The organism is Flavobacterium sp. LC2016-12 (assembly GCF_015351595.1).
In the GTDB taxonomy this organism is placed as follows: domain Bacteria; phylum Bacteroidota; class Bacteroidia; order Flavobacteriales; family Flavobacteriaceae; genus Flavobacterium.
Genome location: NZ_JADKPT010000001.1, coordinates 267,428 through 279,224 on the forward strand (window position 1 = coordinate 267,428; position 11,797 = coordinate 279,224).

Consider the following 11,797-nt stretch of genomic DNA (forward strand, 5'->3'; position numbering starts at 1 on the left):
CAATTTTACAAAAAAAATATTGATAACAATTCGGGAGTTGGAAACTGCTATTTTAAAGTTTCATACTTTTGAACTCTTATACTTAAATATATGAAAGCTTTTAAAATTTTAATAATGATTCTTGCGATTTCGGTTGCGTTATATGAGCAGGTTTCAGAAGATAAAAATATCTATATAATGGTAATTGCAATTGCAGTTTTCATGTATGGAATGATGCAGTTAAGTGCAAAAACACCAAGTAAAAATCAAGATAAAGAGGAGCAGGATGTTGACTAAAGGAGATAAGGTTTCCGTCTTAGACGAAGCCATAAACGGAATAGTGGTTTCAGTGAAAAACAATGAAGTTTTGATTGAAACTGAGGACGGATTTATGATGACATTTTTTGTCAATGAATTGGTTAAAATTCAGGATTCCAGTAATTTAATGAATTCTATTAAAAGAATTGATTTAGATGCTGTTTCAAAAGAGAAAGAAGAGCCAAAAGCAAGGAGTTTTGTGAAAGAAAAGAAAGATAAGCGCGAAATTTCGGCTCCTGAATTTGATTTGCACATCGAAAAACTGGTTCCAAATAAACGCGGAATGTCCAATTATGATATTTTGACTTTGCAAACAGAAACAGCAAAAAGACACATAGAATTTGCGATTAGAAATCGAATTCCGAAAATTGTTTTTATTCACGGTGTTGGCGAAGGAATTCTAAAAGCAGAACTTGACTTTTTATTAGGTCGTTACGACGGAGTAGATTTTCAGGATGCCAATTATCAAAAATATGGCCTAGGTGCAACAGAAGTTTATTTTAGGCAAAACAATAAATAGTAGTAATTTTTGCGTTTAGAATAGCTGTTTTAAGGGCATAAAAAAACATCCATTTTTCGCCCTGAATTTGCAATAAAATCAGTTTTTAAAAATGGATGTTTTTGTAAGAATTTAAATTTGCTTTTAATGCTCGATATAATAGTGTGTTTTACGGTTCAATAGTTGTAACTGTTCCTAATATAAAATTAGTAGCAAGTTTAAAAGTACTGTTTCCTTTTTTGAGTGTTACGTTTTTAAGAACAATCTGATGTTTGTAAACCTTAAGACTGTGTGATGTTGTAACTTCGATAATACCACTTACATTTGTTACTCCTGCTACACCAACCCAGGTATCTTTTACAGTTGGATTAGTTGGTGTTTTTTCCAGACAATAATAATTTTCATTTGCAGCTAAAGGAAGGTTTCCGTTATAGGTTCTGTAAAAAAGATTGTTTGTTGTAGCGTTCAAATTAATCAGACTCGTTCTTGGTGTTCCGGTTGGAGTATCTTCATTTTTAATTAAGGTTGCTCCATCAAAATTTTCAATAACCAATGAATTGGAAGTATTATTATTGAAGACTTTTTTGAATTGAGGACAATATTTTGCATTGTCTGGTTCTAAAAAACTTACAATTACAGGTGTAACCTCGGTTTTAAAATCACCAAAAGGATATTCTGCTTCAACTTGTGGTCCGGAAGGCTTAGAAAAAGTTATGTTTTTAAAAACAATGTTATGGTTATAGCCAACGATTTCAGTATGTCCGTCAGTTGGTGCAGGTGTTTTATAAACTGCTCCTGTAATAATTTGAATTTGTCCGCCTGTTCCTACCCATTCTTCCGTTACACTCGGTGTTTTTGGTGGTATTGCACCACAAATATTTTCTCTTGAAACTTCACCATTGTAAGCTCTGTATAAAACGCGGTAGGTTGTGTTATTAATATCGTAAACGATAGTGTCCTTATCTTCGTTTATAATTGATTTAGGAAGCATTTGTAATAATAATGCTTCTTGAGATTTTAATTTATAAACTAAAGTATTGGTTGTGTCACAGCTTGTAGAAGTTACTTCATCAAAATCGATCGTATCAACTTTTAAATCACCATCATCGCAACCGTTTAGTAATAGCGCAAATAATAGAAGGCTTGCATATTTTTTCATTGTAAATTTTATTTGGCTCAAAAATAGTGAAAAATTTGGCAAATGATATTTAAGATTTGACAATTGATATTTCTTAACTTTGCAGTAATGAAAAAAGTATATCTCGATAACGCCTCAACAACAGCGATGCGTCCTGAAGTGATTCAGGAAATGACTAAAGTTATGATGGAAGATTTTGGTAATCCGTCTTCTACACATAGTTTTGGACGAAATGGTAAGACTATTTTAGAACTTTCCAGAAAAAGCATCGCAAAACATTTAAATTGTTCTGCCCAGGAAATAATTTTTACTTCTGGTGGAACTGAAGCTGATAACTGGATCCTTCGTTCAGCTGTCGAAGATTTGGGTGTGGAGCGCATAATTACTTCTAAAATCGAACATCATGCAGTTTTATATACCGTTTTAGCATTGCAGTCTGATTATAATATCCAGGTTGATTATGTGAAAATAAACCATGATGGAAGTATTGATTTAACTCATTTGTCAAATTTATTATCTGATAAAAAAAAGACAATAGTGAGTTTGATGCACGTTAATAATGAAACTGGGACTATTTTAGACTTGGATCGAGTTAGTGTAATCTGCAAGCAATATAATGCTTTATTTCACTCAGATACTGTGCAGTCAGTTGGTAAAACTGAGATCGATCTGCAAAAAAACACGGTTGATTTTATAGTGGCAAGTGCACATAAATTTCACGGCCCAAAAGGAATTGGTTTTGCTTTTGTTCGTAAAAACTCGGGTTTACAGCCTTTGCTTTTTGGAGGAGAACAGGAAAAGGGCCTGCGTGCCGGAACCGAAGCAGTACACCAAATAGCTGGAATGGCTAAAGCTTTGTCTGTTTCTTATGAGAATTTGGATGTAGAAAGAAAATACATTTCGGATCTAAAAACGTACCTTATTGAGCAACTTGAAATTCATTTTCCGGATTTTAGAATCAATGGAAAAAAAGAAGATTTTTATAATATCATAAATATCATTTTGCCTTTTTCTTCAGATAAAACTTCAATGTTATTGTTTAGCTTGGATATGAAAGGAATTGCAGTTTCAAGAGGAAGTGCCTGCCAATCCGGAAGTATCAAACCTTCGCATGTCTTAAAAGAAATGCTTTCGGAGACGGATCTAAAATTACCAAATCTCCGAATTTCATTTAGTCATTATAACACCAAAGAAGATATTGATTGGCTTGTTGAGAGTTTGAAAACTCTTTAAAGGGACTAAGGTACTAAGTTGCTAAGGTTCTAAGTTTTTTTACAGATTTTAAATTAATCTAAAATCTAAAATCTGCAATCTAAATTTATTTACGTATCACTTTCACCTGTGAATCATTCGTTAATTTTATGATTGTTGATGGTTTTCCGGCAACTTTATCGCGATATAAATTCACTACATAATCAACTCCCTTAACAATTTCAGGATTAATATCCTTGAATGCGATTGGCGTTGGTTGTCCTGAAATATTAGCCGAAGTTGAAACCAAAGGCTTTTTCATTCGTTCTAATAATTTAAAGCAAAAAGGTTCTTTTACTAAACGTATTCCAAGAGAGTTATCTGTTGCAATGATATTGGCAGCCACATTTCTTGGTCCGTCCAATATTAATGTTGTTGGTTTTTCGGATAAATCTAAAATCTGCCATGCAACTTCGGGAATATCTTTAAAAACATTATACATCATTTTTTCTCCATTCATCAAAACAATCATGCTTTGTGTTTCGGCACGTTGCTTTAGTTTGTAGATTTTTGCAACAGCTTCCGGATTTGTTGCATCACAACCAATTCCCCAAACGGTATCAGTAGGATACAGGATAATTCCGCCTTCTTTAATAACTTCGTAAGCGTTGTGGATTTCAGTGTTTATGTCTTGATTCATAATGTTAGAAATATTTGATTAAAATGAAACAAATACTATAAGGTGTGAGTATTAATAATATCGACTATCTTTTTTAAAGTTTCCGTCGTAATCCCTACATACAGCGGTAAACACAATATTCGTGAAGCAATAGATTCAGAAATTGGCATTTCATCACCTTTTACATAATCAATTGTATTTAAGGAAGGATAAAAGTAGCGTCTTGGCAGAATGTTTTCTTGCAATAAGGCTACCTGAACTTTAAATAAAGTAGTTTCTGAATTAAATATTACAGGATAATAGCTATAATTCCATTCTGTATTTTCTCTTATTTTTATCGTACTTACAGTTTTGAAATCTAAATTTTCATTATAAAAATTTACTACTTTTTCCCTTTCAGTAATAATATGGTTCATATAAGGAAATACAGCCAGACCCATCGCTGATTGTAGCTCAGAAATCTTTGCATTAATTCCTAATCCATGAAATTCTAATGGTCCGTTATGTCCAAAATTATGACTATAAAATAATTGATGATAAATATCTTTATTGTTGCAAAACATTGCGCCGCCCTCGCCAGTATGAAATAGTTTGGTCGCATGAAAACTACAGGTGCTTACGTCTCCAAAGTTAAATACTGATTTATTGTTGTATTTCACCCCAAAACAATGCGCTGCATCATAAATGACTTTTAGGTTATGTTTCTTTGCAATGCTTTCAATAGCCTCAACATTACAGGGATTTCCAAAAACGTGAGTGGCTAATATAGCAGTTGTCTTTGCCGTTATTGCGCTTTCTATTTTAGTCTCATCAATAGTTAAATACTCTGAATGGATATCGACAAAAACAGGTGTGCAGTTTTCCCACACAATTGCTGCAGAAGTTGCGACATAAGAAAAAGGTGTTGTGATGATTTCTCCACCTTTACCAAATAATTTTAATGCAATTTGAATAGGAATTGTACCGTTATTAGTAATTATCAGATGAGAGACATCAAGATAGTTTTTTAGTTTGTCTTCTAATTCTAAGGTAAGTTCACCTCGATTTGTGAGCCAAGCTTTATCCCATGCACGTTTTACAAAAGAATTGTATTCTTCTTGTGGTGGTAAAAAGGTTTTGGTTACAGGAATCATTTAATTATTTGATTAGTGAGTTTAATTTACCTTAAAAGGGCAAACTATTGTTATATTTGTGGGGTAAAAATAGGAAAAGAAACCTTAATTTTCGACATAAGTACGCATTATAACTATATGTGAAAGAATATTAATAACTGACATGTTTGAATGACAGTATTTTAAGGTCATTTTTTTCTTATCATCAAATGAATATTTTTTATTTGATTTTTTTTACAAAACTAATTTAAATAATAAACTCAAAATAAATTTAAGAATACTATGGAAATCAACACTTTTTTGCGAAATTTTGCAGACATTTTAGATGATACGGACCCGGCATTAATTACACAAGAAACTGTTTTTAGAGATTTAGACGAGTGGAATTCCTTAACTGCACTTTCATTAATTGCTATGGCTGATGAAGAATATTCTGTGAAATTGACAGGAGATGATATTAAATCTTCTAACTCGTTAAACGATATTTTCGAAATCATTAAAAATAAAGGATAATTAAATGGCAGCTTTTTCAGTAAATGATATTGCAATACGAGGTATTTCTTGCTGTGTCCCTAAAAATAAGGAACGTAATATTGATTTGGAAATATTAACGCAGGAGGAAATTCAAAAATTCATTGAAGCAACCGGAGTTGAAGAACGTCGTATTGCGACAAAAGAAATTTGCACCTCTGACTTATGCTGCGAGGCTGCTGAAAAATTAATCAAAGATTTAAATTGGCAGAAAGACGAAATCGAAATCCTGGTTTTTGTTTCTCAGACTGCCGATTATATTTTACCAGTTTCTGCTGCAATACTTCAGGATCGATTAGGTTTTTCTACAGACTGTATTGCCTTTGATGTTCCCTTAGGATGCTCTGGTTATGTATACGGAATTTCTATTATTGCGGGAATGATGAAAGCGACAGGTCTAAAAAAAGGGATACTTTTAGCCGGAGATACCAGCAGTAAATTGCTTTCCAAAACAGATAAGAGTACAGTTCCGCTTTTTGGTGACGGAGGAAGTGCAACAGCATTTGAATTTGATGAAAATGCCGAAAAATTATTGTTTGACTTAGGTACAGACGGTTCAGGTTATAAAGCGATTATTATACCAGATGGAGGATCAAGAAACAGAATAAATGAAGATTCTCTTAAAGTAATAAAAAACGAAGAGGGAATTAGTCGTAATTCCTGCAATTTGGTTCTTGACGGAATGGATGTTTTTGGCTTCGGAATTTCACAAGCTCCAAAAACGGTAAATAAACTTATTGAGAAATTTGAAATTGATAAGGATGTCATAGATCATTTTGTATTTCATCAGGCCAATTTAATGATGAATAAAATGATTGTTAAAAAATTAAAATTGCCAGTTGAAAAAGTTCCGTATTCATTAAAAGAATTTGGAAATACTTCTTCTGCTACAATTCCTTTGACTATAGTTTCTGAATTGAAAGAAAATTTGACACACACTTCTAAGGATTTGATAATTTGTGGATTTGGAGTTGGCTTATCATGGGGGACAGCTAAAATCAAGCTGAATAATGTTGTGATTTCAGATTTGATAGAAATATGATAAAGAATTTAGATTATATAGAGGAAGAGGTTTATTCAAAGGAGAAATCTTTGTTTTCTAATGAATCATGGATTTTAGCAGGACACAAAAATGAATTATCAAATAATAATGATTTTTTGACTTTTGAATATTATGGAAATAAAATTTTCATTCAGAATTTTAATGGTACAATAAAATCTTTTCAAAATGTGTGTCTGCACAGGTTTAATACCATACACGAGGAACCTTGTGGAAACAGAGTTTCGTCATGCTTGTATCATAACTGGACTTACGGAAAAAAAGGGAATGTTGTTGGTTTAATGTGCCGAAATTCATTTGAAAAAGATCATATAAATGAATTAAGGCTTAAAGAATATGAAATTGCCTTTTGCGGGGATTTTATTTTTCTGAAATTAAACACTGAATTTGATAAAAGTTTAGTGCAGTATTTAGGAAATATATATGCTCCGCTCAAAGAGATAAGTTCACATTTTGGAACAAAGACAATAGATTATACTATCGAACATAAAGCAAATTGGAAACTTTTGGTTGAAAATGTTTTAGAGTGTTATCATTGTACTTCTATACATGAAAATTCATTTGCAAAAATGGGATTTGGTTCTGTGCCTCCTGAAAAATTTGATTTTTTTGAAGGACATAGCTGGTGTGAATTCCCAAAGAGAGAGGATGTAAAGCCTAATAAAATTATCGAAAAATCTTTGTCAAACAGAACCTTAAAAATACAAGGATATTTGCATTTTTATATCTATCCAAATGCATTTATAAGTTCTGTAGAAGGAAAAGGATTTTACTTTGGATTTATGCTTCCAGAATCTCCTTCTAAAACAAATTTAAGAGTAAGATATTTTTCTTCAAAATTTGAAAAAGAGTTAAACGAATCAGAACAAAATATTATTGATTTTATTAATAATAGCTCTAATGATTCTCTCGATTTAGTTTTAAATGAAGATAAAAAAATTGTAGAAAATATTCAGTCCAATCTTATCAATTTTAAGAATCACTCTCCAATATTTGGTGATGAAGAATTTCGAATTTTAAAGTTTTACGAATATTTTAATAAACAAAAAGAATTAAAAAATATATAATGAATCCATTTGATTTATCAGGAAAAAAAATACTTGTAACCGGAGCTTCTTCAGGAATTGGTTACGAAACCTGTCTGGCAATTGCAAAACAAGGTGGTACTTTTATAGCGGTAGCCAGACGTAAAGATTTTTTGGAAAAACTAGTAGAAGAATGCGGAACGGGACATAGTTTTATAACCGCAGATTTATCTAAAATGGAGGATATTAAAACTATTGTTGATACAATTGAAAATATTGACGGAATTGTTCATTCTGCAGGAATTGTTTCTTTGGCTCCTGTTAAGTTTTATTCAGAAGAATTAATGAATGAAATGAGAAGTATAAATTTTGATTCAATTGCCTATTTGATAAACTTAATTTTCAAAAAGAAAAAAATTAATAAAGGCAGCTCAATTGTTTTAGTTTCTTCAATTGCAGGTTTGTTTGGAATGAAAGGAAATGGAATTTATGCTGCAAGTAAAGGTGCATTAATTGCTATTTCAAAAGTTTGGGCAAGTGAGTTTGCAGTAAGCAAAACCCGTGTAAATTGCGTTTCACCAGGAATGGTAAAAACGGAGATTACTTCAAAATCAATAGAGGATTTATCTCTGGAAGTTATTCAGCAGGATGAAAAAAAATATCCTTTAGGATATGGTGATCCGGTTCAGGTTGCCAACCCAATTGTATTTTTATTATCGGAAGCAAGCAGCTGGATTACGGGGCAAAATATAGTTTTAGATGGAGGAAGAACTTCAACAATATAATTTAAAGATGAAAGCGAGTATAAAAGCCATTTCATATTATCTTCCTGAAACTGTTTTATCTAATGATTTGATCAATCAGGAATTTCCGGAATGGGATATTGAAAAAATAAGTTCAAAAACAGGAATCAGTTCACGCCATATAAGTGCAGGTGATGAATTTTCATCTGATATGGCTGTTTCGGCCGCTGAAAAATTATTTGCAGAACATAATATAGATCGGTCAACAATTGATTACTTGTTGTTTTGTACCCAAAGTCCAGATTATTTTTTACCAACAACAGCTTGTATTATTCAGGAAAAATTAGGATTAAACACCTCAATTGGAGCTTTGGATTTTAATTTAGGATGTTCTGGTTTTGTTTATGGATTGAGTTTGGCAAAGGGGCTTATTGCTGGTGGAATGGCTGAAAATATTTTATTAATTACTTCAGAAACCTATTCAAAATTTATTCATCCGAAAGATAAAAGTAATAAAACCATTTTTGGTGATGCAGCAGCAGCCACTCTAATAACCAGTGAGAAAGGTTTTTGCTCTATTGAGAATTTTGTTTTTGGCACCGATGGAAAAGGGGCAGAAAATTTGATTGTAAAACAAGGTGGAATGCGTTTTCCGGTTTCTAATGAAAATGAGGATATTAAAGATGAATATGGAAACATTCGAAATGACAAAAATTTGTTCATGAACGGAACAGAAATCTTTAATTTCACAGGAGAATTTGTTCCAAAACTTACAGAGTCAATTCTGGAAAAATCTAATTTATCAAAAGACGATATTGATTTGTATATTTTTCATCAGGCAAATAAATACATGCTTAATCATTTAAGAAAGAAAATAAAAATACCTGAAGAAAAATTCTTTATTGCAATGGAACATTGTGGTAATACAGTTTCCTCAACAATTCCAATTGCACTTTATGAAGCTCAAAAACAAGAAAAACTGCACAATATTAAAAATTTAATTCTGGCAGGTTTTGGAGTAGGGTATTCTTGGGCAGCATGTAATTTAAAAATAGAGTAATGAAAAATCTGATAATCATAGGGGCAAGAGGTTTTGGGCGTGAAGTTTATGATCTTGCTATACAATGTTCAGGATATAATATCGAATATGTTGTTAAGGGTTTTTTAGATGATAAAATTGATGCCCTTAATGGTTTCGAAAATTATCCTCAAATAATCTCTTCTGTTGAAGATTATGAAATTCAGGAAAATGATATTTTTGTCTGTGCATTAGGAACTGTAAAGTGGAAAAAACATTATGCAGAGTTAATTTTAGAAAAAGGTGGCAGATTTATTAATTTAATCCATCCTTCGACAAAATTAAACACTAATGTTTCTGTTGGAATCGGTTTAATTGTTTTTATGTATGCTAATATTAGCAATGATTGTATTATTGAGGACTTTGTTACAATTCAGGGTTATGTAGGCTTAGGGCATGACACTAAAATTAAAAAATGGGCACATTTGAGTTCCTATTCCTTCACCGGTGGATTTGTTATTCTTGAAGAAGAATCCACACTTAATACCCGTGCTACAATACTGCCGCATATAATAGTTCGTAAAGGCGCGACAGTTGGTGCCTCGAGTCTGGTTATCAAAAATGTAAAAGAATATACTACAGTTTTTGGAGTTCCGGCAAAGAAACTTGAATTTTAAGTTCATCTTAACAATTATATAAAATAAAGTCTCTGTTAAAACAGAGACTTTATTTTATATAATTGTTTTTCCAGAAAAGACATATCTTTTGATTTTATCTTTAAAATTTGTCGATCTAATAGCTTTTGAGTGTCCTGATCAAAATATGTTTTTAATTTGGTTAGAAAATCAATCATAATTACTCTCTGTTCAGCTTCTTTCTTAGAAGACCAGTATGAAGTATTATGAATTCTATATACAGACATAATTTTATCCATATATTTTATTTTTCCATGTTGCGCATTTAACATGTGCAAAAAGTAATCTCCAATTGGTGCTTCACTAAAATATTTAGGAAGTTCAAAAAGGTTGTTTCTATACATTACACTTGGTGTATGAATGTAATTATTTTTTGCAAGGTCTTTTATAGTGGTAATTTCAGGTATTTTTTTTCTGGGATTGTCTTCTTTAAATTCAGTTCCTGTCAACAGATATACATTATGAAAACAAAGGCTAAAATCAGCATTGTTTTCTAAAAAATCTACTTGAATCTGGAGCTTTTGATCATCACACCAATAATCGTCACCTTCGCACAATGCAATATATTTTCCCGAAGCTTTCTCTAAAGCAGAAACAGAATTTGGCATCATACCCAAATTGACCTCATTGTTATAATATTTAACTTTATAGGCATTTGGATTAGAAGCTAAGGTTTCTCTAATAATAGCATCAGTTTCATCAGTAGATTTGTCATTAGAAATAACAAGCTCAAATTCAAAATTAGTTTTCTGTGATAAAATACTCTCAATGGCTTGTTTAATATAAAGAGCATGATTATAGGTAATCATTACAACGCTTACAAACATAGGGTCTAAGTTAGTTTTTATTAAAAAGTTGTTTCACATCTTCGATCATTCTGTCTTTTTCAGTCATAACAAATGTTCTAAAAGATGAAAACTCTTCAAAAACCTGATCGTAATTAGTCATTAAATGATTTATTAGCGCTGTTACTTTTTCAGTCTGCATTTCATCTGCATGAAGTTTATATCTTTCAGGAATTCCTAAATCTTCTTTAAAACCAGATGTTCCATCGCGTCCTGTCAGTAGGCATACACTAGAAATTAGTGCTTCTCTCGGAATTTTATCACGTCCAGGAAAATAGCCAAAATCAATATGAAGTTTGGTTTTTCGAAGTGTATCTCTCATTTCTTCTCTCGTCATATTAGACAATGGTGTCCACGTATATTGAGGAAGAAGTTTCATGTATTTTTCAATCTTGTCCAATCCTTTTTTAGGATTATAGGTAATGATGTTTTCTTTTGGAAAATGACCAGGCTCGGGAAGATTTTCAAAGAAAAGTTCCGTCACATAATCACATAAGTAAGCAATATCATTGTCAAGTTTTTTGGTTAATAAAAACTCCTTTGTTCTTTGAGATTGATACCAATGCGTAACAGTTTTATTTGGTTCAAAACGATATTCAGTATGTTTATAGGGGACAAATATTTTTCGAATCCAATTTTTTTTCTCTTCTCGGCTGTTCATTAAAACCTCATAAAAATCAAGACTTAACCACCATACTTTTTTTTCTGCCAAAGGATACTTAGCAATAAGATTGGTCATTGATTCTGGTACTATTATTACATTTTCAGCACTATCCTTTATTTTCATAACATAAGGAACGTTATAAGATTTGTAAAAAGGATGTACGGGATCTTTTTTATATTTAGAGTATAACATTTTGGCATTGTATCCTAATGAATTAAGGATGTAGCCTAATTGATGTAAAGCTTCCGGCCCTCCGGTTGCCTTTTTTGGAGGACATATAATATAGATATTTTGAGTCAT

Annotated in this window: 14 protein-coding genes; 9 read left to right on the forward strand and 5 right to left on the reverse strand. The window is 31.7% G+C overall.

The window, feature by feature from the left end; all coding sequences use genetic code 11:
• Positions 1–90 precede the first annotated feature (90 nt).
• A complete protein-coding gene (locus tag IRZ99_RS01175) occupies positions 91–276 on the forward strand; it encodes a hypothetical protein (RefSeq protein ID WP_194655530.1) in 186 nt (61 codons plus the stop codon).
• A complete protein-coding gene (locus tag IRZ99_RS01180; protein WP_194655531.1) occupies positions 266–817 on the forward strand; it encodes a Smr/MutS family protein in 552 nt (183 codons plus the stop codon). Before IRZ99_RS01175 ends, IRZ99_RS01180 begins: the two co-directional genes overlap by 11 nt.
• 148 nt (positions 818–965) lie before the next feature.
• Here IRZ99_RS01180 and IRZ99_RS01185 read toward each other — a convergent pair whose 3' ends face one another.
• Positions 966–1,955, reverse strand: coding sequence for a hypothetical protein (locus IRZ99_RS01185; protein WP_194655532.1), 990 nt, complete (start codon positions 1,953–1,955; stop codon positions 966–968).
• A gap of 87 nt (positions 1,956–2,042) precedes the next feature.
• Between IRZ99_RS01185 and IRZ99_RS01190 the strand changes: the two genes are divergently transcribed.
• Positions 2,043–3,167 (forward strand): cysteine desulfurase family protein, encoded by a 1,125-nt coding sequence (locus IRZ99_RS01190; RefSeq protein WP_194655533.1) that lies wholly within the window; start codon positions 2,043–2,045, stop codon positions 3,165–3,167.
• An 85-nt stretch (positions 3,168–3,252) separates the two neighbouring features.
• Here IRZ99_RS01190 and IRZ99_RS01195 read toward each other — a convergent pair whose 3' ends face one another.
• Complete coding sequence (locus tag IRZ99_RS01195; RefSeq protein ID WP_194655534.1) at positions 3,253–3,825, reverse strand: L-threonylcarbamoyladenylate synthase; 573 nt, start codon at positions 3,823–3,825, stop codon at positions 3,253–3,255.
• A gap of 35 nt (positions 3,826–3,860) precedes the next feature.
• The gene (locus IRZ99_RS01200; RefSeq protein ID WP_194655535.1) at positions 3,861–4,937 is read right to left on the reverse strand and encodes a DegT/DnrJ/EryC1/StrS aminotransferase family protein; all 1,077 of its coding nucleotides are present in this window, start codon (positions 4,935–4,937) and stop codon (positions 3,861–3,863) included.
• A gap of 261 nt (positions 4,938–5,198) precedes the next feature.
• Here IRZ99_RS01200 and IRZ99_RS01205 point away from each other — a divergent pair, with 261 nt between their 5' ends.
• From IRZ99_RS01205 to IRZ99_RS01230, 6 genes are read left to right on the forward strand one after another with little or no spacing between them, the layout of a single operon-like run.
• Complete coding sequence (locus IRZ99_RS01205) at positions 5,199–5,429, forward strand: phosphopantetheine-binding protein (RefSeq protein WP_194655536.1); 231 nt, start codon at positions 5,199–5,201, stop codon at positions 5,427–5,429.
• 4 nt (positions 5,430–5,433) lie between these two features.
• Positions 5,434–6,489, forward strand: coding sequence for a 3-oxoacyl-ACP synthase III family protein (locus IRZ99_RS01210; protein WP_194655537.1), 1,056 nt, complete (start codon positions 5,434–5,436; stop codon positions 6,487–6,489).
• Complete coding sequence (locus IRZ99_RS01215; protein WP_194655538.1) at positions 6,486–7,574, forward strand: aromatic ring-hydroxylating dioxygenase subunit alpha; 1,089 nt, start codon at positions 6,486–6,488, stop codon at positions 7,572–7,574. The genes IRZ99_RS01210 and IRZ99_RS01215 overlap by 4 nt, the downstream gene beginning before the upstream one ends.
• On the forward strand, positions 7,574–8,317 hold the full coding sequence (locus IRZ99_RS01220) for an SDR family NAD(P)-dependent oxidoreductase (protein WP_194655539.1): 744 nt from the start codon (positions 7,574–7,576) through the stop codon (positions 8,315–8,317). Before IRZ99_RS01215 ends, IRZ99_RS01220 begins: the two co-directional genes overlap by 1 nt.
• Positions 8,292–9,335 (forward strand): 3-oxoacyl-ACP synthase III family protein, encoded by a 1,044-nt coding sequence (locus IRZ99_RS01225; RefSeq protein ID WP_228518987.1) that lies wholly within the window; start codon positions 8,292–8,294, stop codon positions 9,333–9,335. Before IRZ99_RS01220 ends, IRZ99_RS01225 begins: the two co-directional genes overlap by 26 nt.
• On the forward strand, positions 9,335–9,970 hold the full coding sequence (locus IRZ99_RS01230; RefSeq protein ID WP_194655540.1) for an acetyltransferase: 636 nt from the start codon (positions 9,335–9,337) through the stop codon (positions 9,968–9,970). Before IRZ99_RS01225 ends, IRZ99_RS01230 begins: the two co-directional genes overlap by 1 nt.
• Before the next feature lie 35 nt (positions 9,971–10,005).
• Here the strand turns inward: IRZ99_RS01230 and IRZ99_RS01235 are convergent, their stop codons facing one another.
• Positions 10,006–10,815 (reverse strand): glycosyltransferase, encoded by an 810-nt coding sequence (locus IRZ99_RS01235; RefSeq protein WP_194655541.1) that lies wholly within the window; start codon positions 10,813–10,815, stop codon positions 10,006–10,008.
• Between the two features lie 10 nt (positions 10,816–10,825).
• Positions 10,826–11,797: a hypothetical protein gene (locus IRZ99_RS01240; protein ID WP_194655542.1), complete on the reverse strand. Its 972-nt coding sequence runs from the start codon at positions 11,795–11,797 to the stop codon at positions 10,826–10,828.

Coding starts and splice junctions, on each gene's coding strand:
- IRZ99_RS01215 (WP_194655538.1), top strand. CDS start 6,486: ATGATAAAGAATTTAGATTATATAGAGGAAGAGGTTTATTCAAAGGAG.
- IRZ99_RS01210 (WP_194655537.1), top strand. CDS start 5,434: ATGGCAGCTTTTTCAGTAAATGATATTGCAATACGAGGTATTTCTTGC.
- IRZ99_RS01175 (WP_194655530.1), top strand. CDS start 91: ATGAAAGCTTTTAAAATTTTAATAATGATTCTTGCGATTTCGGTTGCG.
- IRZ99_RS01180 (WP_194655531.1), top strand. CDS start 266: ATGTTGACTAAAGGAGATAAGGTTTCCGTCTTAGACGAAGCCATAAAC.
- IRZ99_RS01230 (WP_194655540.1), top strand. CDS start 9,335: ATGAAAAATCTGATAATCATAGGGGCAAGAGGTTTTGGGCGTGAAGTT.
- IRZ99_RS01195 (WP_194655534.1), bottom strand. CDS start 3,825: ATGAATCAAGACATAAACACTGAAATCCACAACGCTTACGAAGTTATT.
- IRZ99_RS01240 (WP_194655542.1), bottom strand. CDS start 11,797: ATGACTCAAAATATCTATATTATATGTCCTCCAAAAAAGGCAACCGGA.
- IRZ99_RS01225 (WP_228518987.1), top strand. CDS start 8,292: ATGGAGGAAGAACTTCAACAATATAATTTAAAGATGAAAGCGAGTATA.
- IRZ99_RS01185 (WP_194655532.1), bottom strand. CDS start 1,955: ATGAAAAAATATGCAAGCCTTCTATTATTTGCGCTATTACTAAACGGT.
- IRZ99_RS01190 (WP_194655533.1), top strand. CDS start 2,043: ATGAAAAAAGTATATCTCGATAACGCCTCAACAACAGCGATGCGTCCT.
- IRZ99_RS01200 (WP_194655535.1), bottom strand. CDS start 4,937: ATGATTCCTGTAACCAAAACCTTTTTACCACCACAAGAAGAATACAAT.
- IRZ99_RS01205 (WP_194655536.1), top strand. CDS start 5,199: ATGGAAATCAACACTTTTTTGCGAAATTTTGCAGACATTTTAGATGAT.
- IRZ99_RS01220 (WP_194655539.1), top strand. CDS start 7,574: ATGAATCCATTTGATTTATCAGGAAAAAAAATACTTGTAACCGGAGCT.
- IRZ99_RS01235 (WP_194655541.1), bottom strand. CDS start 10,815: ATGTTTGTAAGCGTTGTAATGATTACCTATAATCATGCTCTTTATATT.